The sequence below is a fragment of the Pararobbsia alpina genome (assembly GCF_902859895.1).
Taxonomy (GTDB): domain Bacteria; phylum Pseudomonadota; class Gammaproteobacteria; order Burkholderiales; family Burkholderiaceae; genus Pararobbsia; species Pararobbsia alpina.
In genome coordinates this window covers 1-22,740 of record NZ_CADIKM010000049.1, presented here as the reverse complement: position 1 = coordinate 22,740, position 22,740 = coordinate 1, and the positions used below count along the sequence as shown (strand labels likewise).

The following is a 22,740-nucleotide window of genomic DNA, read 5'->3' as shown; positions in this document are numbered from 1 at the left end:
TTCAGGCGCACAACTTCTTTCGAAGCGGACGTTTCGTCAATTCAGTGGTAGCTTCACCCGTACTTCAAAACCACCCCCGACTCGCGATGCCAGCTGGATACTGCCGCCATGGTGACTGGCGATGTCCTTAGCAATTGCGAGACCTAGTCCAGCACCGCCCGCACGCTCCTGAACACGCGGTCCGCGCCTGAACGGCTGCGTCAGAACCGGCAACAACTCCTGGGCAACGCCAGGGCCGCGGTCCTGCACGGCAACCCACACGAAATCGTCATCGTGACCGCTGCAAACGGCCAGCCCGACACGGCCATACACGACTGCGTTCTGCATCAGATTCATCAACAGGCGTAACATTTCCACACGCCGAAAACGCACCTTGGGCAACGTTGTCAGCGACATTTCAAAGGTATGCCCTAGTCCGGCAAAGTCGGCCACCAGTTGCCGCGAAAGTTCATTGAGGTCACTTGTCACCCGCTCCTCATGACCGCTTCCCCTTGCGAAGTCGATGAACTGCTGAACGATAGCGTCGATGTCGTCAATAAAGCGCTCCGCCGACCGGAGACCCGTGCCGGGATTCTCCGGCATCACGATCGCAAGGCGTAGCTTCGTGAGCGGCGTGCGGATATCGTGCGATATGCCCGCCAACATCATTGCCCGGGCGGATTCGTTCTCTGCAAGACGCTGCGTCATTCGATTAAAGGCTTGCGCAACCGTCGCGATTTCGGTGGGACCCTCTACGGGGACGGGCGTCGGTCGACGGCCATCGCCCACCCGCTGCGCAGCCAGAACCAGATGCTTCAACGGACGATTAATCCGCCGGTGCAAGAGATATGCGGCGAATGTTGCAAATCCGCTGAGTGCGAGTGACAGGCCAATCGCCGCGGACATGCCAGCGTAGTCACCGGCCGGCACGCCTGAGAGTTCTGAAAGCGATACCCAATAACGCTCTTTCGCAATGTGAACCTGCGCCCATAGACGATGCTGGGGCGCGAACTGAAAGCGCACCTTCATATCGCGTGGCAAACGATGGAGGAGTTCTTGGACAAACCATCGTGACTCGAGGGCACGAATCGGGCTCAAAAGCGATGTGCGGACCGTCAACGAGGTTCCCTCTGGAACCTCGGTCTGGCCGTTTATCCACGCTGCGTACGCCAAACGTTGAGATTCCGGGACCCTTTCGAGCAGGTGATCGATAGTCAGTATCTGCGACGCCATCATCGTGGCCGCGTCGGCAATGCGCGGCTTCTGGACAAATAGCATGAAGACCACCACCACCGAGATCTGACTCACCATGACCAGTGCGATCAGCAACGCGACATTGCGTCCCAGAAGCGAGCGCGTCCAGGTGAACATCATGGCACGACCTCCGCAACAAGCATGTAGCCGAGCCCCCATACCGTCCTGATGTGATGCGGGTGGGACGAATCGTCCTCGATGACCTGGCGCAACCGCTGCACCTGGACATCGACACTGCGCCCCGAAGCCTCGTATTCCCGCCCGCGAGCCCTTACCATCAGATTGTCGCGGCTAATCGGCCGGTTCGGCGTGGTGGCAAGCGCATCGAGCAGGCGAGACTCCGCCGAATTGAGGCTTACCGGCGCGCCATTCCGGACCAACTGCTGCCGTGATCGATAGAACTCGAAATCACCAAAGCGAAGATGCCTCGGTGTGCTCGACGTCACGCCCTCCAACATGTTTCGACGGCGCAAGATTGCACGAATCCGGGCAACCAGTTCGCGGGGCAGAAAAGGCTTGGCAAGGTAGTCGTCTGCGCCTGACTCAAGGCCGATCACCTTGTCGACGGGATCCCCACGTGCGGTCAGCATCAGGATCGGAATGGTCTGCCCTTGCGCTCGCAGCCGCCGGCATATGGACAGGCCATCCTCGGGCTCCATCATCAGATCGAGGACCAGCAAATCGAACGACTCGCGTTCAAGCTTGCGCTCAAGCCGCGCACTATCGCCGACAGTGCGAACCTGAAACCCTTGCGCCGTGAGAAAGAAATTCAGCATGTTCCGCAATTCGGCTTCGTCATCCAACACGATGATGCGCTCCGGGCACACCGCTGCCGGCGCAAAAGAGTCATCCTTATTCATGAGCAGTGTCTCCGTCGATCGAAGCGTCCTGGGTCGCACGACGGTCATCAGGATAGGGCGAGACTGGCTCTGCGCTGCCTCGATTACTGCAGCGACAGCGTTACACCCCTGCGCGCAAAGCGATCACGCGCGACGTCGACGGAGAAAAGCTTACCGATCAAAAGGTTTCGAGTCCGTAACATCTGATGTCAAAGTATGTCGCGACGACGATCTGGAGCCCGATACATCCAGTCTCAGAACTGACGGGGCCGCGAGGTCAGGTCGTCGCGATTTTTCCGCTGGCTTTTTCGTTCCGGACATGTTCTGCGAGATTACCACCTGTCGAATTTGCCTGCGTTCGTTCGTCGTGGTGTTGAAGGCACCGAATGCCTTCCGACATAATCTGAGGCACCTTTTTTTTGAAAGGAGAAACCAATGCGCGTGATGGTCATGGTCAAGGCGACCCCCGAATCCGAAGCGGGTCAAATGCCCGGCTCGGAACTCATCGAGGCGATGGGCAGATTTAACGAAGAACTGGTCAAAGCCGGCATCATGCTCGACGGCGACGGACTGAAACCGAGTTCGAAGGGCGTGCGCGTGAGGTTTTCTGGCAAGGACCGAACCGTCGTCGACGGTCCGTTTGCCGAAACCAAGGAACTGATCGCCGGCTACTGGATCTGGCAAGTGCAATCGATGGACGAAGCGATCGAATGGGTACGCCGCTGCCCGAATCCGATGGCAAGCGACTCGGAAATCGAAATTCGCCTCTTCTTCGAGCCCGCGGACTTTGGAGAGGCGTTCACTCCCGAGCTTCAGAAGCGCGAAGAGCGGCTGCGGCAGCAAATCGAATCCAATCAAGGTACAGAGCGTCGTTGACGGATGTTCGCGACGCAGCGCAGTCTGCGTCGTGGCCGTCCTCGCCCGATCTTGTCTTCTTCTACGAACACCCCAATGAGTACAAGGCCCACCTCACGCATAAAACATCACCGGGCCGGCCGATGGCGGACCGACTACAAGTGGGCGACGGCTCGTTGAGCAGCCTCTTGCAAAACTTCGCTCGCTGGCGTGGTTTCCATTCGTGTCCCCTAACGTTGCGATGCGCCTACTGTGGTTTTTGATTTTGGCGCCGTCGGGAGTCGTTAGTCAACGGTTGGCGGGGCAGGCCAGCTGACTGCCCGCGCCTTGTCGATTGAGTCGGGCGTGACGCAAACCGGAGTGACTCGGAGTGACTAGTTGTCGACTCGCTCACGCGGTTGGAAAAGCGCAAGACACGCGCCGACAAAAAGCGCTGCCGCGATGACGTAGATGCCGGTATTGGTACTGTGTGTCACATCCTTCATCCAGCCCACGATGGTGGGGCTGACAAAGCCCGCGAGATTGCCCACCGAGTTGATCAGCCCGATGCCGGCTGCTGCTGCACTGCCGCCCAGCATGGCGCTTGGCCACGCCCAGAAGACTGGCATCGTTGCGAGCACCCCTGCTGTACCCAGGGAGAGCGCCACCATGGCGATGCCAATGTTGGAGCTAAAGAGGGTGGCGATCAGCAGCCCGGCGCTTGCCATGAGTCCGGCTGCCGCGAAGTGCCAGCGGCGCTCACGCAGACGGTCCGCGCTTTTCGCAAACAGCAGCATCGCGACGATGGCACAGCCATAGGGAATGGCGGTCAGCGTGCCGATATCCAGCGCATCCGTGACGCCTGCTGCCTTGATGAGCGTCGGAAGATAGAAGCCCACGCCGTAGAGCCCCATCATGCAGCAGAAGTAAATCGCTGCCATGAACCACACGCGGCCGTTGCTCAGTACGCTCGATACTTTGACGTGGAGCTTGCCTGCGCCGTCCTCTGCTATACGGTCTTCCAGCAGTTGCTTTTCGGCATCGGTGAGCCATTTGGCGGAGCGAATTCCATTCGGCAAATACATGAGCGTGACCACGCCCAGGATAAATGAAGGAATCGCCTCAAGCAAAAAGAGCCATTGCCAATTCGCCAGACCTTGGACGCCATTGAATGCCTGCATGATCCAGCCAGACAAGGGACCGCCGACGACACCAGCGACCGGGATGCCCATCATGAAAAGGGCATTGACCCGGCTGCGGCGCTCGGCTGGGTACCAGTAGGTCAGGTATAGAACGATACCGGGGAAGAATCCCGCCTCTGCAATGCCGAGCAGGAATCGTAGGATGTAAAAGGTCGTCGGTGTCGTGGCAAAAAGGGTGCCGGTGGAAACGAACGCCCACGTAATCATGATTCGACTAATCCAGACCCGGGCGCCGAAGCGATGCATCAGCACATTGCTGGGAACTTCGAAGAAGAAGTAGCCGATAAAGAAAATGCCGGCCCCGAGACCATAGACCGTGTCGCTGAATTTCAAGTCGCTGAGCATTTGCAGCTTTGCAAAGCCGACGTTGACGCGGTCAAGGTAAGCGGCGACGTAGCAGACAAACAGAAAGGGCAGAAGGCGCCAAGTGACTTTGGAGTAGGCGAGGGATTCCAACTTGTCCCGGCCGATGCTGGGATTCAGGATTGTTGCGTTCATTGTCTCTTAAGGCCTTGGGAGTTATCTGCACGCACCCACAGGTCCTGCGAGGACCGCGATAGCCGGACGCGCGTCCGGTAGCATACCGAAGAATTTAGTTTCCTGCAGTCTGGCTTCTGAAAGGTCTGTCGTCGAATCGTCGATGCAAGCGAGAAGCGGGCACATCCAGGACGCAACGCTTCGCTACTGCTTTGTCCGAAAGGTGCCTTTGCGCTTCACATTCGCCGCAGTCCACGCCTATTGTTACTTGCAAGATACTGAATATTTCTTCCAAACGGAAAGCTTTGTCAGCGTTCGGCATCACGGATGCAGCCGTTTCTGAAAGAACTCTGTCACTCCATCGAAAGACTTCATCGATGCCCATCATGACTGGTAAACCTCAATGAGGGTTGGCTCGTTATCATTCGCTGGAGCATTCGCCTTCGCGCAGCCCACGGTTCGTCTCGTGGATTGCATCTCATGGATGTCATGCGGGACCAGCATCCTGCGTCGAAGCGTAATTGATGAAGTAACAGTTATCCATGGCGGGCGAAAGTTGGAAAGTAATCAGATTCTGGAGCTCGCGATGGCGCGCCATCTCGCGGGCGAGATTGACCATGCGCGCGAGCTGTATGAGCGTGCGCTCGCGATCGAGCCAGACGACGCGAACGTGATGTTCCGCCTCGGCGTGCTAGACATGCAATGTGGTGCATATGATGCTGCACTTGACTGGCTCGATCGGGCGCTGACCCGCGCTCCCGACAACGTCCGATATCACTTCGTTCGCGGGCACGTGTTTGCCGCCGCACAGCGGTTCACCGATGCGATCGATGCGTATCGGCGAGCACTGGCACTCGAAGCCGATTCCGCCGACGTTCTGTTTGCATTGGCCGCGGCGCTGCAATCGGTCGCCGACTACCCTGCTGCAATCGACGCCTATACAGCGGTGCTGGCAGTCGACCCCGCTTACGCCGACGCGTTCAACAATCTGGGCAACTGCCACCGACAGCAGGGAAACACGGACGCAGCGGAAGCCGCTTACCGGCGCGCGATCGCGCTGCATCCTGGCGATGCCAACGCACTGACGAATCTCGGCACGCTCGTCCAGGCGGTCGGCCGTGTCGACGAAGCCCTGGGGCTGCTCGAGGCGGCGGTGCACGCCGCACCCGACTCGCCGTGTGGCCTGGTGAATCTAGGCGTCGCGCTTCACCAGCGCGGCGATTTCGTACAAAGCGCAGCGTTGCTGACACGCGCCATTGAGCTGGACTCGGCCCTCCCCGAAGCGGAATATAACCTGGGCAATGCGCTGCATGCGCTGGGCCGGCGACGCGAAGCGCTGATCCACTATCAGCGGGCGATCGAGCAGGCGCCCGCGCACGCCGATGCGCACAACAACCTGGGGATCGTCCACCAGGAATGGGGATCGCTTCACGATGCCAGCCAGGCGTTCAACGCTGCGATCCGCCTGCGCCCCGATTTCGTGGCCGCGCTCAACAACCTCGCCACGGTGATGCGCACGTTCGGTTCCATGGACGAGGCCGAAGCCCATCTGCGCGACGCGCTCGCCGTCGATCCACGTCACTCCGCCACGCATAACAATCTGGGCAACGTGCTGAAAGATCAGGGACGCCTCGAAGACGGCATCGACTGCTATCGCCAGGCGCTCGCATGCGATCCTTGCAACGTCGTGGCGCACAGCAATCTGACCTATGCATTGACCTTCCAAACGGAGCACTTCGAGCCGCTACTGGACGAATGCCGTCGATGGTCAGCACGGCATGAGGCGCCTTTGCGCGACACCCATCAGCCGCATTTGAACGATGCAACGCCGTCGCGCCGCCTGCGTGTCGGCTACGTGTCACCGGACTTCCGCAACCACTGCCAAACGCTGTTCACGCTTCCACTGCTGTCGCATCACGACCGCGAACACTTCGAAATCTTTTGCTATGCGAGCATCACCCGTCCGGACGATCTGACGCAGCGTGTGGCCAGTCATGCCGATGTGTGGCGCATCGTGAGCGAATTGAACGACGAGCAGCTCGCGCAGATGATCCGTGACGACCGGATCGACATCCTGATCGACCTGACCATGCACATGTCGAACGGCCGTCCGCTGCTGTTCGCGCGCAAACCCGCGCCGGTACAAATCGCGTGGCTGGCCTATCCGGGGACGACCGGCATTGGTGCGATCGACTATCGGCTGACCGACCCATGGCTCGACCCGGTCGGCACCGATTCCCAATACACCGAACGTTCGATCCGCCTACCGGACTCTTTCTGGTGCTATGACCCGCTGACGGATACGCCGGAGGTCAATGCCTTACCCGCGCTATCCAAGGGATATCCGACCTTTGGCTGTCTGAACAATCCGTGCAAGCTGGGCGACGCATCGTTGAAACTGTGGGGCGAAGCGATGCGCGAGGTGGGGGACGCCCGGCTGATGCTGATGGCCCCGGACGGCACGGCCCGCGCGCGTCTGCTCGAGCGGCTCGGACAACATGGCATCGGAGACGAGCGGGTCTCTTTTACGTCGTACCGGCCACGCGCGGAATACCTGCGCACGTATCAGCAGATCGATGTTGGGCTCGACACGTTTCCGTACAACGGCCATACGACGAGCCTCGACTCGTACTGGATGGGCGTACCGGTCGTCACCCGGGTCGCCGGCACGGTGGTGGGGCGCGCCGGTCTAAGCCAGTCGGCGAACCTGGGGCTGCGCGAACTCGCAGCCGACAGCGACGCGCAGTTTGTCGAGACGGCTGTCCAGCTGGCACGCGATTTACCGCGTCTGAGCGACATGCGCAAGAGCCTGCGCGCGCGCCTCGCGGCCTCACCGTTGATGAACGGCGCGCGCTTCGCGGTCCATGTCGAGGCTGCTTATCGTGAGGTCTGGCGACACTGGTGCGATCAGGCGCGACGTATTGCGTCACGGCCAACGCATGGGCCGGGCACGGAGCGCGCATGCGAAGAAATGACTTGAGGCTACGGCCGGCAACGGCGCAGCCTCGCTCATCTCTAGTGGTTGACCTCGAGTTCATCGAAGCGCTTAGCCCGATAGATCAGGACCGAAACAAGCCAGCTCACGGCAAAAATGGCGATGATGACGTACCCAAGGGTGCCGAAATTATCGTTCAGTGTCCCGATTGAATCCCACACTGCGCCTTGGAGCTTCAATTGGTCCGCGAGCAGTCCAAGCGCTTCGATACCGCCAATCACAACCGCCACGATCACCGAGACCAATGTAATGGTCATGTTGTAGTAAATCTTGCGAATTGGCTTCAGGTAAGCCCAGCCGTACGCGCCGAGCATCATATGGCCGTCCAGCGTATCGAGGAGCGACATGCCGGCGCTGAACAGTATCGGAAACACCATGATTGCCCACGGCGAGAGGCCCCGCGACGCTTGGGTTGCGGCGATGCCGAGCAATCCGATTTCAGTTGCGGTATCAAATCCCAGACCGAAAAGGAAACCCAAGGGGTACATGCGCCAGCTGCGCGTAATCACGCGGAACAACGGCCGAAAGAGTCGGGCGAGGAACCCGCGATCGGCCAGCAGCATGTCGAAATCGTCTTCTACGTACTTGCCGCCGGTCCTGACATGGCGCCATGCGCGATAGATTCCCCTCAGAATGATCAGATTCATGAGAGCGATCGCGAACAGGAACAGCGCCGACACCAGCGTTCCAACGATCCCGCCGATTTCCTTGTAGTGATCAAAACGCGCTTGCATGGCGGACGCAGTCATGGCGACCGCGACAGACACGAGCACGACGACAGTTGAATGGCCGAGCGAAAAGAAAAGGCCAACGGCCACCGGACGCTTCTTCTCCTGCATCAATTTGCGCGTGACGTTGTCGATCGCTGCAATGTGGTCGGCGTCCACCGCATGGCGCAATCCAAAGCCATAGGCCAGCAAGGCGGTTCCGAGCAAGACAGGGTGGTCCCGGAATGCCACCAAAGCCCAGATCCATGCGAGGACATTTATCGCGATCAACACACCATAGATACCGAAGAGCTTGCTTCGAACCTCAGTGCTCGAATCACTGAAAACCTTTAGAACTTGAGAAATCATCAGACAGGTCCTTGGGATTACGCGTCCCTTTTTGAAGTAGAAACGATGGCGAAGAGAGGTCTGACTCCCGGTTCGAAAGCATTCAGCTTGCAAACTGGATACAGTGGCGCGACCGTGCCGGATTCTCACCGGCTTCCCGCTTCGCCTTATCGAGGCTATGCCTGACGCGCTTATATACTGCGCCTTGCACGCTGTCGATCAGCGGATGACAAAATTGTCTGCTGTGCCGGTGAACAGCGGCCGACGCAGCGTCTGAGCAAAATACAAAGAAACGCAAATCCGTCGTCAGGACGCTAGCGCATTTCGGCACGAAGTTCCCGCACCCCACGGCCGAGCCTCCGACGCAGTAAGGTCCGCAATGTCGATGACGACGCCCGTGGTGCGGCTCGTCAGCCACGGCATTTACGCCATCATGTGAACACCACTCGACCCCGCCGCTTTTGTACGAGCTACGTCGCCGCACGAAGGAATTCCGAACCGGATCGAGGTGCGCCGCCATCCCGATGGGAGCGTCAGCTTTTCCTACGTCATCACGGAGTTCGCCGCCGAGACCAAGGCGTGTCTCATTCACGCCAGCGCTGTACCGCATGGAAGCCGATTCGTATCCGAGAACTTCGCACGCCAAATTAATTCAGCGTTTAGATCGAACGTCTCTGAGCGCTAGCGGTCAACAATGATGCATTTCTCAAAAATAAATGCTTGCATTCCGCAAAGGAAAAACTACCTTTGATTTATAAAATGAATCTTTAGCTCGGCCCGGAGGGGGCAATGCCGGCTACACGTAAGACGATTGCGCGTCGGGCCGGCGTCAGTGTCGCCACGGTCGATCGTGTGCTGCGCGATCCCCAGGCCGTGCGTCCGCAAACCGCCGCACGCGTCCAGCTCGCGCTCGCGAGCCTGCGCGACGAACGCGCGAGCCGCGGCCGTCCCGCGAAACTCACGTCGTTTCGCATTGCCTTCGTGCTGCCGCAAATCCATTCCCGCTTCCTCGATCAAGTCGAGCGCGATATCGCGCTGTCCGCGAGTTTCTTTCGCGAGCATCGGGTCACCTCGTCGTTCTACCGGCGCGATTTCACGAGCCAGCGCGGCACGTCGACGTTCGCCGAGCAGATGACGGACTACGACGCACTCGTGCTCGTGCCGCTCGACTATCCGTGGGTCGACCGTTTTATCGAAGACCTCAACGACTCGGGCGTACCCGTCGTCACCGTGTTCTCCGATTTGCCGGGCAGCCGCCGCGCCGCGTATATCGGTGTCGACAGCCGGATCGCGGGTCGAACCGCCGGGCTGCTCATGGGCCGTTTTCTGGGCGAGCGGATCGGCACGGTCGCCGTGCTCTCGGGGTCGTCACGCCTGCATGACCAGGTCGAACGGCGCACCGGCTTCTCGCAGGTGCTCGAAGAGGATTTCCGCAATCTGCGCTTGGTAGCCGAGCCCGACTTCGCCGAGGACGACGACGGCGCCGGGCTGGCGATACAGGGCCTGGTCGCGAGCCAGCCGGATCTCGCCGGCGTGTACGTGACCGGCGGCGGCATCCTCGGCATCGCCGCGGCATTACAGGAGTCGGGCGACAATACGCGCTTCGTGTTGATCGGCCATGGGTGCACCGCTGAGACGCGCAAGCAGCTTGCCGAACACGCGATCGACGTCATCCTCGATCAAGACACACGCGGCATTGTCCATTGGGCGGGTCTTGCGGCCGTCAACTTTCTGAACGATGTGCGCGGGGCGCTGCCGATCCCGACGCAGGAAACCCGGATTTACCTTCGTGAGAATGCGCATGCTTGAGACTCGCGACACGCGGACTGCCGCCTGAATCTGCCAGAGCCGAAGCACGGCGCCCAGCGCATGGGCGCTGACTGTCATTTAGGTTGGAGACCTGAAAAGGACAAGGAGAAGACACATGTTACGTCTTACGCCAATACGAATGGCCAGCGCGGTCATGGTGTCGCTGGGGTTGAGCATGGCGACCGGCGCGCACGCGCAAGCCAAGCAGCTGACCTTGTGCTGGGCGGCCTGGGATCCCGCGAACGCCCTCGTCGAGCTGTCGAAGGATTTCACGGCCAAGACCGGTATCCAGATGAAGTTCGAGTTTGTCCCGTGGACCAGCTATGCGGATCGCTTCATCAACGAGCTCAATTCCCACGGCAAGCTCTGCGACCTGATCATCGGCGACAGCCAGTGGATCGGCGGAGCCGCGGTCAACGGGCACTACGTCAAGCTCAACGACTTCTTCGCGAAGAACAAGATCTCGATGGACGACTTCATGCCGGCAACCGTCGTCGGCTACGCCGAGTGGCCGAAGAATACGCCGAACTACTGGGCGTTGCCGGCCATGGCCGACGCGGTCGGCTGGACCTACCGCAAGGACTGGTTCGCGCGCCCCGAATTGCGCGCCGAGTTCAAGCAGAAATACAAGCGCGACCTCGCACCGCCGACCACGCTCGACGAACTCAAGCAGACCGCCGAGTTTTTCCAGGGGCGCAAGATCGACGGCAAGACGGTCTACGGCACCTATATCTTCACCGAGCGCGGGTCTGAAGGGATCACGATGGGCGTGACCAATGCGCTCTACAACTTCGGTTTCGAATATGAGGATCCGAAGAAGCCCTATCGCCTCGACGGCTTTGTCAATTCGCCGGACTCGGTCAAGGGGCTCGAATACTACAAGGCGCTCTACAAGTGTTGCACCGCGCCCGGCATGACCAATGCGTACATGCAGGAAGGACTCGACGCGTTCAAGTCGGGCCAGGTCGCGATGCAGATGAACTGGTTCGCGTTCTTCCCCGGGCTCTACAAGGATCGGAACGTCGGCGGCGACAAAATCGGGTTCTTCGTGAATCCGCGCGAGAAAAGGCACTTTACGCAGCTGGGCGGCCAGGGTATTTCCGTCGTGTCCTACTCGGATCACAAGGAAGATGCGCTCGAATATATCAAGTGGTTCGCGCAGCCCGACGTGCAAAAGAAGTGGTGGGAGCTCGGCGGCTACTCGGCGGCGAAATCGGTCGTCCAGGACCCGTCATTTCCGAAGAGCGCGCCCTTTGCGCCGGCCTTCCTCGAGTCGATGGGGATCGTCAAGGATTTCTGGGCCGAACCCGCGTACGCCGAACTGCTACTCGACATGCAGAAGCGCGTGCACGACTACGTCGTCGCCGACAAGGGCACGGCGAAGGAGGCGCTCGACCTGCTCGTCAAGGACTGGGGCAAGGTCTTCAAGCAGGAGGGGAAGTAGTCGCGGTCTGTGCTTGGCGCAGGGCGACGGCCTGCCGGTTGTCGCCGGGTGCCTCAAGGAGTCCGGCATGCTGGGGAACAAGCCTTTTGCCACGCGGGGCCTCGAATCGGGCAGGTCGCCGCACATGACCGCCCGGCTCCGGGGGCTGTCCGACCGGACGATCGCGTGGCTGTTCATTCTGCCGACCGTCGTGCTGCTGCTCGCGATCAATATCTTTCCGTTGATCTGGGCGCTCCGGCTGTCGTTTACCAATTTCAAGTCGAACATGCCGAGCATCCCGGCACGTTTTGTCGGCATCGACAACTATGTCGACATCCTGACCGACGAGGACATCTGGTACGCGATGCAGGTCACCGCGCACTTCGTGCTCTGGTCGGTCGGCCTCGAGGTGCTGCTGGGCTTCGGCCTCGCGTTGCTGATCAACCGGCGGTTCCGCGGCCATAGTTTCTGGACGACGCTGATCCTGTTGCCGATGATGCTGTCGCCCGCGGTGGTCGGCAATTTCTGGACCTTCCTGCTGCAACCGCAAACCGGGCTGTTCAACGATGTCGTGGGCTTTCTGACGGGCATCGCGCCGGGCTCGTTCCAGATGATCGGCGACGTGCAGCTCGCGCCCTGGACGATCGTCATGGTCGACACCTGGATGTGGACGCCCTACGTGATGCTGATCTGCCTCGCAGGGCTGCGTTCGATTCCCGACTATATCTACGAAGCCGCCGAGGTCGACCGCGCCTCGCCATGGCGCCAGTTCTGGTCGATCACGCTGCCGATGACGCTGCCGTTCCTGATGCTCGCCGTGCTGTTTCGCGTGATCGAGAACTTCAAGATGTTCGACATGGTGAACCTGCTGACATCTGGCGGGCCGGGGTCGGTCACCGAAACCGTTTCGATCACGCTAAAGCGCGCCGCATTCGAGAAATGGCAAACGGGTTATTCGTCGGCGCTGGCCATCATCCTGTTCGTGACCGTATTCGGCGCCGCGAACATCTATGTGAAGGCGCTCAACCGGATCAAACAGCGATGAAACCGTCCAGCTCCGATTATTCCGTCGTCGCTGCGTCGAACCGTAGCAAGACCTTCGCGGCGATCGTCGTCATCGTCTATGCGCTGGTCGCGTTGTTGCCGATGGCCTGGATCTTCCTGACGAGCTTCAAGACTCAGGAGGACGCCATTGCGTATCCGCCCATGGTGCTGTTCCAGCCCTCGCTCGAGGGCTACGTCAACCTGTTCACGATCCGCTCGCGGCAGACGCCCGAGTTCATTGCGAGCCTGCCGCCCGCGACGGCCTGGTACGAGCGCGACGTCCGCAAACGCAACATGGTGATTGCCGGACCGTCGAAGGTCTTGCCGCGCTTTGTGAATTCGCTCGTGATCGGGTTCGGCTCGACGTTTCTCGCGGTATTTCTCGGCACGCTGACGGCCTATGCGTTTTCGCGCTTCAAGGTTCCGCTGGCCGACGACCTGATGTTCTTCATCCTGTCGACCCGCATGATGCCGCCGATCGCCGTCGCGATCCCGATCTACCTGATGTACCGCGCGCTCGGACTGAGCGACAGCTATTTCGGCATGATCGTGCTGTACACGGCCGTCAACGTTTCGCTCGCCGTCTGGCTGCTCAAGGGGTTCATGGACGAGATCCCGCGCGAATATGAGGAGGCGGCGCTCGTGGACGGCTATACACGGCTGCATGCGTTCGTGAAGGTCGTGCTGCCGCAGGCCATTACGGGGATCGCCGCGACTGCGATCTTCTGCCTGATCTTCGCGTGGAACGAATATGCGTTCGCGTTGCTGCTGACGAGCGGTGACGCGCAGACGATGCCGCCTTTCATCCCGTTCATCATCGGCGAAGGCGGGCAGGACTGGCCCGCCGTGGCCGCCGCGACGACCTTGTTCGTCGTGCCGATCCTGATCTTCACCGTCGTGCTGCGCAAGCATCTGCTGCGAGGCATCACTTTTGGGGCCGTGCGCAAATGAAACGTGAATCCGTCCGGCCGCGTGCGCGATGGCTGCGCCGCGGCCCTAGCGAGGGGGCGTCGACCGCGCTCATCGGCATCGGTATTGCGATGCTCGTGCAGCCGCTGTCGCTCGTGCTGTTTACCTGGTCGTTTCCGGTCATCCTTTTTGGTGCCGCCGCGTTCGTCGTCACCAGTCATTTTCCTGACTGAATCATGTCCACGATCGTGCTCGTCAACCTGCACAAGCGTTTCGGCGATTTCACCGCCGTACGCTGCACGGCGCTGACCGTCGGCGCGGGCCGCTTCATGGTTCTGCTCGGACCTTCGGGCTGCGGCAAGACCACGACGCTCAGGATGATCGCCGGGCTCGAGCTACCGACCTCGGGTCAGATCCTGATCGACGGCGAGGACGTGACCGCGCTGCGTGCGCGCCAGCGCGACATCGCCTTCGTGTTCCAGATGTTCGCGCTGTATCCGCATATGACCGTGCGCAACAACATCGCGTTTCCGCTCAAAAACGAACATGTGCCGCGGCGGAAGATTGCCAACCGCGTCGAAGCGGCGGCACGCATGCTTCGCATCGAAGACATTCTCGATCGCAAGACGGGCGGCCTTTCCGGTGGCGATCGGCAGCGCGTCGCACTGGGTCGTGCGATCGTGCGCCAGCCGAAGGCCTTTCTGATGGACGAGCCGCTCGGCACGCTCGACGCCGACTTTCGCGAACTCATGTGTCTCGAGCTGCGCAAGCTGCATGACGCCTTGTCCGCGACCACGGTCTACGTGACGCACGACCAGAGCGAGGCAATGGCGATGGCCGACGACATCGTCGTGATGAACCAGGGCGTCGTCCTCCAGTCGGGCACGCCGCATGAGATCTATCACTTCCCCGCGACTGTTTTCGTGGGCAACTTCATCGGCAGCCCGCCGATGAATTTTCTGGCCGTCGACGGTCTGGTGAGCATCGGTCACGAGCAGGTGCAACTGCATGGTGCGCCGGTGCCCGTGCCGCGTTGCGACGCCGCGGCCGACCGCGTGCTGCTGGGAATCCGTCCCGAGCACGTCGTGCTCGGCGAACAGGGCCCGCTGCGCGGCAAGGTCGTCGCGGACGAATACCTCGGGTCGCACCAGGTGTTCGTGATCGAGACCGCGCTTGGCATCGTGCGCGCGCGCGCCGGCAAGAACGAACGCCTCGCGGCCGGCTCGCCCGTCGGTCTGTCGTTCCGGACCGAGCGCGTGCTGCTTTACGACGCGGTGACCGAGCGTCTGTTGCCGGCTGCCGGGCGCGCGCCGTTCCTGACGGGAGACGGTCATGGCTGAAATTCAACTGCAACGCGTGTCGAAACGCTTCGGCCCCATTCTCGCCGTGGACGCGCTCTCGATCGACGTCAGGGACGGTGAATTCGTCGTGCTGCTCGGACCGAGCGGCGCGGGCAAGACCACGACGCTGCGTCTGATCGCGGGTCTCGAGCGACCTGATGAAGGGGATGTGCTGATCGGCGGCGAGCTCGCAACGGCGGTCCATCCGTCGGATCGCGATGTCGCGTTCATCTTCCAGCAATACTCGCTGTATCCGCATCTTAGCGTGTACGACAACCTCGCATTCCCGTTGCGGTCGCCACGCAGGCGCAGCACCGAGTCCGAAGTGAGAAAGCGTGTCGAGGCTGTGGCCGGGATGCTGCATATGGAATCGAAGCTCGGCAACATGGCGACCCACCTGTCGGGCGGCGAAATGCAGCGAGTGGCGATCGGACGTGCGCTGGTCCGCCAGCCGCGCGTGTTTCTCATGGACGAGCCGCTGTCGTCGCTCGATGCTAAGTTGCGCGAGGAATTGCGGTTCGAGCTCAAGCGCCTGCACCGCACGATTGGCGCCACCATCATCTACGTGACGCACGACCAGGTCGAGGCGACCACGCTCGCCGACCGCATCGGCATCCTCGAGCACGGGCGTCTCGTGCAGATGGATACGCCGCGCGAGGTCTACGGCAACCCGCTTTGCCTGAGCGCGGCACGTCGCCTGGGTTCGCCGCCGATCAACCTGCTGCCGCCGAACCTGTTCGATGTGCGTGTGGTGCCTGCGGGCACCGCGACCGTGGCGATCCGGCCCGAGGATATCGTCTTCGAAGAAGCACATGCGCGTGACGTGATGAGCCTAACGGTGCTCGAATATTCGCCGCTGCGGCATCTTCTGATCCTCGATCGCGACGGGACGGTGGTGGTCGCGACGACCACCATCGAGCGAAATTTCAGTCCCGGGCAAGCGGTGAGTGTGTCGTTGCCGGTCCGCAGTCTCCTGTATTTCGATCGTGACGGCGGGAGGATCGTGACATGAACGGCGGCACAGTCATGGCGTGCATCGATGCTGCCTATGCATCGCTCAAGGAGCACACGGACGAAATCGCGCTGCTCGACCAGCAGATCGGCGACGGCGACCATATCTTCAACCTGCTGCGAGGGCTGGAGGCGTTGCGCTCGATGCGAGCCGAGATCGAAGCCGAGGCGTTCGGGCCGTCGCTCGAACTGGCCGCGGCGAAAGTGTTGTCGACGGTCGGCGGATCGGCGGGACCCTTGTTCTTTTCGTTGTTGAGCGGCATGTCGAAAGCGGCGGTCGCGCAGGCGATGGACGTCGCCGGATTCGCGCGGATCTATGCAGCGGGGGTCGGCGCCGTGGGCCTGAGGGGCAAGAGCGGTGTCGGCAGCAAGACCATGATGGACGTGCTGATCCCCGTGGCCGAGCGCTTTGATGCGCTGGCCGCCGCGGGCGTGCCCGCGCGCGAGGTGCTCGGCGCATTGCCGGCAGTCGCGGAGCAGGGCATGCTGGCCACGCGCGACATGATTGCGACCAAGGGGCGTGCATCGTTTCTCGGCGAACGCTCGCGCGGCCATATCGATCCCGGTGCGCGTTCGAGCCAGCTAATGATCGAGGCCGTGTGCGCGCAACTTGCTCAATCCAGTCGGTGAGAGAAGACAAGACCATGAAGAAATTCATCAACCATGTCGACGACTACCTCGCGGAAAGCCTGGCCGGATTCGCGGCGGCGCACGGCGACCTCGTCGTGCTCAACACCGACCCCGTGTACATCCGGCGCAAGCGACTCAAGCCCGGCAAGGTCGCGCTCGTGTCGGGCGGCGGGTCGGGGCATGAGCCGCTGCATAGCGGGTTTGTCGGGTACGGCATGCTCGACGCGGCCTGTCCGGGGCAGATCTTCACGTCGCCGACGCCCGACCAGATGATGGCCGCCGCCAAGGCGGTTGACACCGGGCCCGGCGTGCTGTTTATCGTCAAGAACTACTCGGGTGACCTGATGAACTTCGAAATGGCGTCGGAGATGTCCGAGGTTCAGAATGCCATGGTGTTGATCAATGACGATGTCGCGGTCGAGAATTCGAGCTATACGACCGGACGACGCGGCGTTGCGGGCACGCTGATCGTCGAGAAGCTCGTCGGCAGCCTCGCCGAGAGCGGCGCGAGTCTCGAGCAGTGCAAGGCGTTCGGCGATCGTATCAACAAGCATACGGCGACGATGGGCGTGGCCTTCACCAGTTGCACCGTGCCGGCGGCCGGGACACGGACGTTCAAGATCGGCGACGACGAAATCGAAGTCGGCGTCGGCATTCATGGCGAACCGGGACGGCGCCGGGCGAGGATGGCACCAGCCGACGCAATCGCAGGGGAACTGCTCGAGGCGATCATCGACGATCTGAAGCCGGGCGCGGGTGCGGAACTGCTCGTGCTCGTCAACGGCCTCGGCGGCACGCCGCTCAGCGAGCTTTACCTGTTGTTCAACTCGACGCGCCTGTGGCTTCAGCGACGCGACCTTCGGATCGCACGCGCACAGGTCGGCTCGCTCACGACTTCGCTTGAGATGGCCGGTGCCTCGATCACGCTGTGCACGATCGACGAGGAGATGGCACGGCACTGGGACAGTCCGGTGCTGACGCCGTCGCTGCGTTGGGGAATGTAGGGATCAACGATTTCCCACCCAACGCGAAGATGGCATCGAATTTCCGGCCGCGCGCACGACCGGGAATCGTTAGGGTTAGGTCGGGTCGATTTGCTGCATATGCATCTCGGACATTCGTTCGCCGTGGACTTGCAGCTTCGAGAAATCGCTCTCCATCGCCACCAGGTCTTCACGCGTCAGCCGAACTTCGAGCGCGCCCAGGTTTTCATTCAGGTGTTCGACGCTGCGTGTCCCAGGAATAGGCACGATCCAGGGCTTCTGGGCCAGTAGCCAGGCTATGGCGATCTGACCGGGCGTTGCATTCTTGGCAATAGCCATTCTTTTCAACACTTCGACAACCGGCACGTTGGCAGCGAGGTTTTCAGGAGAGAATCGCGGGAATGTCGAGCGCAGGTCCGTGTTGGGATCAAACCGGGTGTTACCGTCCATCGTGCCGGTCAGATAGCCTTCACCCAGCGGAGCCCAAGGGACGAAACCGATGCCCAGTTCTTCACAGGTGTTAAGGACGCCGTTGTGCTCAGGGTCACGGGTCCAGAATGAATACTCTGTCTGAATCGCAGAAACCGGCTGCACGCCGTGGGCACGACGTATCGTTCTGGCACTTGGCTCGGAGAGACCAAAATGCAGCACCTTGCCCTCATTGATCAGATCCTTGATGGCACCCGCTACCTCTTCGATTGGCACACTCGGATCGACGCGATGCTGGTAGTACAGGTCGATGCGATCGGTTTGCAAGCGCTTAAGCGACTCTTCTACAACCTTCTTGAGGTGCTCCGGACGGCTATTGAGCCCTATAGTTCCGTCGATGGCAAAACCGAACTTGCTGGCGATCACGACTTGATCGCGAAATGGCTTTAGCGCTTTGCCGACCAGTTCTTCGTTTGCGTATGGGCCGTACACTTCTGCAGTGTCGTAAAACGTAACCCCTTTCTCGAAAGCCGCCCGCAGGGTCTTGATACCTTCGTTGATATCGGCAGGGGGACCATAGTTCGCGCTGATGCTCATGCATCCAGCGCCGATCGTTGAGACCTGCAAATCGCCCAGATGGCGCTTATCCATTTTTTCGGTCCTTCCAGAAGTGGTCTTATTGCTCGGGCTCTGGACAGAGACAGACGGGCTGGGCGGTCCGGCCCAAGCCGAAGCACCCAAGACCCACGCGCTGCCTCCGAGACTCGCCTTAGCCAAAAACTCACGACGGCGACTGGATTTGAGGAAATCAGGCTGTGAGGCGAGTGCCAGTTTGTCGCTGTCCATGATTCATCCCTTGGCTCAAAAACGTATGTGTGAGTCAATCTATCAGTGCATGGCGGCGATGATTAGATGGTATGGTGGGAATGGACTTATAACCCAATGGTATTAATCATGCGGGACACGGTCACCGACCTGATCGCTTTTCTCACCGTTGCCCGGGAGCGCAGCTTTACCAAAGCGGCGGCCCAGCTTGGGGTATCACAGCCTGCTCTTAGCCGCACAATTCGCAAGCTGGAAGCCCGGTTAGGGGTTCGACTGCTTACGCGTAGTACCCGCAGTGTTGCGCCGACGGATGCCGGCGAGCGACTCATCGAAACAATTGGCCCTCACTTCGATGGGATCGAGACCGGGCTGAACGAAATAAGGGAACTCAGTGGAAAACCGGCTGGCAGCCTGCGCATAACTTCGGTGGAGCACGCATCCACAGTGATTTTGGCCCCCGGCGTTTGTAAGCTCATGCTTGACTACCCAGACATCAGCGTGGAGATCAGCAACGACTACCAATTGGTTGATATCGTCGCGCAGCGATATGACGCCGGCATTCGTCTTGGCGAGCAGGTGGCGAAAGATATGATTGGAGTGCGTGTCGGACCGGACTTTCGGATGGCTGTGGTCGGTACGCCTTCGTATTTCAAACGCAGGGCGAAACCACTCACCCCACACGATCTGACCACTCATACTGGTATCAACTTGCGCCTGCCAACGTCGGGCGGACTTTGGTCCTGGCCGTTCGCGAAGGACGGTCGGGAGATCAGAGTGCGGGCCGAAGGGCATGTGGTTTGCAATACCCTCCCCCTCATGCTCGATTTTGCGCTCGCGGGAGTTGGACTCGCTCACGTACCGGAAGACGTCGTACAGGCCGACATGGAGCAGGGCCGTTTGATACGTGTACTCGATGATTGGTGTCCACCGGTGACGGGCTATCACATCTACTATCCGAGCCGCCGACAGCCAAAACCTGCGTTCCGGCTACTGCTCGACATATTGAGATCGGGAGTTTAGCCGGCTGCTCTCATGCGGGAAGCCGACATTCGAACGAGGACCTGGCCTTGTTATTGGCCTTTGTGCTCTAAACATGGCAGCCGCAAGTACGCATATCACGGGCGCGCTTCAAGCACGAGATTGAAAGGCGTCTCATGCGCCCGACGAAAACGTGTAAAGCCCCCCGTCATCACCACCTCCCTCAGTCTTGCACCTTCTGCTCGTCGAATTGCATGACTTGCCTCCTGTTCAGATTGAGAGAGATCGACAAGCGGGTGCGAAAGACAGGAATGGATTAATACATTAAGCCTTCGTTACGCTCGCTGAGCAAGCAAAGTATAGGCGTCGAAGTGTATTCTGAAAGGAGGTAGACCCGGCCCAGGGAATGGCCTCGCTTAGGTGGCCACAATAGCCGCAATCGACGTTCTGAACGTCGTAACGTTCTGAATGCGCTCCGTACATTTAAAGCGGAATTCGCCTACGACTCGCGGGCGGACGTGCGTGGAATCGGATTCCCGGGGCGTCGCGGCCTCGCGATATGGTTTCTGTCGGGTCGAGATAAGCAACCCGTTTGCTTCCGCTCTCACCGGGACCTGGCTTCTTGGTTTAACGCCGACTGCGCTCCAACGTGGCACTCGGCACAGGAGTCTGTCAACAATCATCAACGGCAGTTATCGGCGCGACAGCAGTCCTTCGAGTTCTTACCAGCGACCGTCTCTTGATGGCCGGATTGGGAAGTTCACGCCGGATCGAATTGACCAACCTCGTAGTCAAAAGGGCGAGCTCGGTCTTGCCAAAAGACGTTCTATCGACGCGATCATAGCCTTCGTGGGCACCGGCTTCTGCCAAAATTCATCCCAGATCGGTGTGGCAGAAATTGATTTATAGTCCGCGCTGGTCAGGACGACAGGCACCATCGCCAATTTCGGTACGAGTTTGAGTTGGCGACAAAACTCAACGCCTCCCATTCCGGGCATCGATTGGTCAGTGACAATAAGAGCCGGATGTATCTCCTTTGCCGCAGCAAGGCCAGCGCGCTCATCGACCGCCGTCACAACGCTATAGCCGTTCATTCGCAGCAAACGCTGCCACGCCTCGAGAATTTCGAGATCATCATCCACAAGAAGAATCGTCTGCATAGCTTCACCCGGCCTTGTCCCTTCCATTTCCCCGAATCCATCGACAACCGCGAAGCGCAACTAGTCAGAAGCCGACACCCGAGCGTCGGACCAATGCCCAAGGCGGGCGACGCTTCATGGCTGGTTACTGCCTGGCAGCGATTGGCGGCACGCGACCCTCAAGGGACACTCAATCTTGCCGAAAGCGGCCATACACAGTAATGCTGCGGTTCGACTCTGACCCGGTCAGGCCAGAACGCTCAGTGCATGCTCCAGATCCGCAAGCAAATCTTCAACGTTTTCCAACCCCACCGAAAGACGCACAAGCCCATCGTCTATCAGCGAATCTCGTCGATCCTTTTGTGCGTACACCGCCTCCATCATACTTGCGGGATGTAATGCGAGGCTTTCTGCATCGCCGAGGCTAAGCGAGCGCGCGAATAGGCGCAACGAATTGATAAACTTCTTTCCCGCCTCGATTCCGCCTTTGAGTTCAAAAGCGATCATCCCTCCGGGCTGCTTCATTTGCCGTCGTGCCAGCTCATATTGGCTATAGGATTGAAGACCGGGGTAATGTACCCTTTTGACACGCGAACTGCGCTCAAGAAATTCAGCAACAATCTAGCGTTGTGACAATGTCGGTCCATACGAATCGTAAGGGTCTTCAATCCTCTGATAATGAGATATGCATCGGCCGGCGATAGACACGCACCAGTCGAATTTTTCATTCCCGCCGTCCTTACCCGCTTCACGATTTCGGCCGATCCGATCACAACACCGGCAATGACATCGCCATGACCATTAATGTATTTTGTCAGCGAGTGCAACACAATATCCGCTCCAAAATCAAGAGGACGTTGCAGATACGGAGTGCAGTAGGTGTTGTCCACGGCAATCAAAGCATCGGAGCGCTCGCGAACCGTTTCGCTGATGGTCTTTATGTCCACCATGCGCATGTTCGGATTGGTGAGTGATTCGAAAAGGACGAGTTTCGTGTTGCGGTTGATCGATGCACCCACTTCATCGGGGCGGGTGAAGTCCGCAACATTCGTGACGATCCCGAATTCGGGCAGAATCGAATTCACCAGAGTCTGCGTTCCACTGTAGAGGGTAACATCCACGAGCAATTCGTCCCCCGGACGCAGGAGTGTCCACGCGAGCGTGCTGATCGCGCCCATTCCGGACCCCAAGGCTACGGCGGCCTGAGCACCTTCCAGAATGGCCAGCCGCTGCTCGAGTACCCGCACGGTCGGATTTCCTCCCCGCGAGTAGACCATTCCTTCTTCTTTGCCACCCATGCGCGCAGCGGCTTGCTCTGCCGAATCGAAAGCGTATGCGGACGTGCAAAATATCGGTGTGTTTAACGCGCCTTCGTATTTGTTCGGGTCGTACCCGGCATGGATAGCATTTGTCGAGAAGCCAAGTTTTTCTTGATGCATGGTATGAAGGAGTTCCGTCGGCTGATGAATGCCAAAGTGTGGCGCAACAATATCGAAAGGTGCTTGCTTTCTGAGCAGATCGGATGCTCGGACCAGGTCAGATTCTTACCCCTCGGTCCCTCGTCACGCACGGGACAACGAAGGCG

At 59.9% G+C, this 22,740-nt stretch carries 18 protein-coding genes, 1 pseudogene and 1 riboswitch; of the genes and pseudogenes, 12 read left to right on the top strand and 7 right to left on the bottom strand.

All coding sequences use genetic code 11. The features are described 5' to 3' along the window. Positions 1-36: 36 nt before the first annotated feature. Together HV670_RS25590 and HV670_RS25585 are read right to left on the bottom strand one after the other, a co-directional pair. On the bottom strand, positions 37-1,353 hold the full coding sequence (locus HV670_RS25590; RefSeq protein WP_175107800.1) for an ATP-binding protein: 1,317 nt from the start codon (positions 1,351-1,353) through the stop codon (positions 37-39). Beyond that, positions 1,350-2,093, bottom strand: coding sequence for a response regulator (locus tag HV670_RS25585; protein WP_175107799.1), 744 nt, complete (start codon positions 2,091-2,093; stop codon positions 1,350-1,352). Before HV670_RS25585 ends, HV670_RS25590 begins: the two co-directional genes overlap by 4 nt. A gap of 414 nt (positions 2,094-2,507) precedes the next feature. Here HV670_RS25585 and HV670_RS25580 point away from each other — a divergent pair, with 414 nt between their 5' ends. Further along, positions 2,508-2,948, top strand: coding sequence for a YciI family protein (locus tag HV670_RS25580; RefSeq protein WP_175107798.1), 441 nt, complete (start codon positions 2,508-2,510; stop codon positions 2,946-2,948). A gap of 353 nt (positions 2,949-3,301) precedes the next feature. Here the strand turns inward: HV670_RS25580 and HV670_RS25575 are convergent, their stop codons facing one another. Then, complete coding sequence (locus HV670_RS25575; RefSeq protein WP_175107797.1) at positions 3,302-4,606, bottom strand: MFS transporter; 1,305 nt, start codon at positions 4,604-4,606, stop codon at positions 3,302-3,304. Between the two features lie 535 nt (positions 4,607-5,141). On the opposite strand from HV670_RS25575, the gene HV670_RS25570 reads away from it, so the two are divergent. Then, on the top strand, positions 5,142-7,565 hold the full coding sequence (locus tag HV670_RS25570; RefSeq protein ID WP_175107796.1) for a tetratricopeptide repeat protein: 2,424 nt from the start codon (positions 5,142-5,144) through the stop codon (positions 7,563-7,565). A gap of 35 nt (positions 7,566-7,600) precedes the next feature. Here HV670_RS25570 and HV670_RS25565 read toward each other — a convergent pair whose 3' ends face one another. Further along, positions 7,601-8,656, bottom strand: a complete 1,056-nt coding sequence (locus HV670_RS25565) for a HoxN/HupN/NixA family nickel/cobalt transporter (RefSeq protein ID WP_175107795.1) — start codon at positions 8,654-8,656, stop codon at positions 7,601-7,603. Positions 8,657-8,693: 37 nt separating this feature from the next. Next, positions 8,694-8,831: riboswitch (cobalamin riboswitch) on the bottom strand. Positions 8,832-9,424: 593 nt separating this feature from the next. Between HV670_RS25565 and HV670_RS25560 the strand changes: the two genes are divergently transcribed. From HV670_RS25560 to dhaK, 9 genes are all read left to right on the top strand, one after another. Beyond that, complete coding sequence (locus tag HV670_RS25560; protein WP_175107794.1) at positions 9,425-10,444, top strand: LacI family DNA-binding transcriptional regulator; 1,020 nt, start codon at positions 9,425-9,427, stop codon at positions 10,442-10,444. 115 nt (positions 10,445-10,559) lie between these two features. After that, the gene (locus HV670_RS25555; RefSeq protein WP_175107793.1) at positions 10,560-11,888 is read left to right on the top strand and encodes an ABC transporter substrate-binding protein; all 1,329 of its coding nucleotides are present in this window, start codon (positions 10,560-10,562) and stop codon (positions 11,886-11,888) included. A gap of 67 nt (positions 11,889-11,955) precedes the next feature. Next, entirely contained in the window at positions 11,956-12,912 is a 957-nt protein-coding gene (locus tag HV670_RS25550; protein WP_175107792.1) for a carbohydrate ABC transporter permease, read from the top strand. Beyond that, positions 12,909-13,862, top strand: coding sequence for a carbohydrate ABC transporter permease (locus HV670_RS25545; protein ID WP_175107791.1), 954 nt, complete (start codon positions 12,909-12,911; stop codon positions 13,860-13,862). The genes HV670_RS25550 and HV670_RS25545 overlap by 4 nt, the downstream gene beginning before the upstream one ends. After that, a complete protein-coding gene (locus HV670_RS25540) occupies positions 13,859-14,053 on the top strand; it encodes a hypothetical protein (protein WP_175107790.1) in 195 nt (64 codons plus the stop codon). Before HV670_RS25545 ends, HV670_RS25540 begins: the two co-directional genes overlap by 4 nt. Positions 14,054-14,056: 3 nt before the next feature. Continuing rightward, a complete protein-coding gene (locus HV670_RS25535) occupies positions 14,057-15,160 on the top strand; it encodes an ABC transporter ATP-binding protein (protein WP_175107789.1) in 1,104 nt (367 codons plus the stop codon). Continuing rightward, the gene (locus tag HV670_RS25530; RefSeq protein WP_175107788.1) at positions 15,153-16,172 is read left to right on the top strand and encodes an ABC transporter ATP-binding protein; all 1,020 of its coding nucleotides are present in this window, start codon (positions 15,153-15,155) and stop codon (positions 16,170-16,172) included. Before HV670_RS25535 ends, HV670_RS25530 begins: the two co-directional genes overlap by 8 nt. Beyond that, entirely contained in the window at positions 16,169-16,801 is a 633-nt protein-coding gene (gene dhaL, locus HV670_RS25525) for a dihydroxyacetone kinase subunit DhaL (protein ID WP_175107787.1), read from the top strand. The genes HV670_RS25530 and dhaL overlap by 4 nt, the downstream gene beginning before the upstream one ends. A gap of 14 nt (positions 16,802-16,815) precedes the next feature. Then, a complete protein-coding gene (dhaK, locus tag HV670_RS25520; RefSeq protein WP_175107786.1) occupies positions 16,816-17,805 on the top strand; it encodes a dihydroxyacetone kinase subunit DhaK in 990 nt (329 codons plus the stop codon). A 75-nt stretch (positions 17,806-17,880) separates the two neighbouring features. Here dhaK and HV670_RS25515 read toward each other — a convergent pair whose 3' ends face one another. Beyond that, on the bottom strand, positions 17,881-18,864 hold the full coding sequence (locus HV670_RS25515; RefSeq protein WP_175107808.1) for an aldo/keto reductase: 984 nt from the start codon (positions 18,862-18,864) through the stop codon (positions 17,881-17,883). Positions 18,865-19,155: 291 nt separating this feature from the next. Here HV670_RS25515 and HV670_RS25510 point away from each other — a divergent pair, with 291 nt between their 5' ends. Next, positions 19,156-20,058 carry a LysR family transcriptional regulator gene (locus HV670_RS25510; RefSeq protein WP_246257950.1) on the top strand — a complete coding sequence of 301 codons (903 nt, stop codon included), beginning with the start codon at positions 19,156-19,158 and terminating at the stop codon, positions 20,056-20,058. A gap of 749 nt (positions 20,059-20,807) precedes the next feature. Here the strand turns inward: HV670_RS25510 and HV670_RS31935 are convergent. Continuing rightward, positions 20,808-21,176 carry a response regulator gene (locus tag HV670_RS31935; RefSeq protein ID WP_175107785.1) on the bottom strand — a complete coding sequence of 123 codons (369 nt, stop codon included), beginning with the start codon at positions 21,174-21,176 and terminating at the stop codon, positions 20,808-20,810. A gap of 225 nt (positions 21,177-21,401) precedes the next feature. Continuing rightward, positions 21,402-22,594 (bottom strand): annotated as a pseudogene (locus HV670_RS25500) (trans-sulfuration enzyme family protein). Between the last annotated feature and the right edge of the window lie 146 nt (positions 22,595-22,740).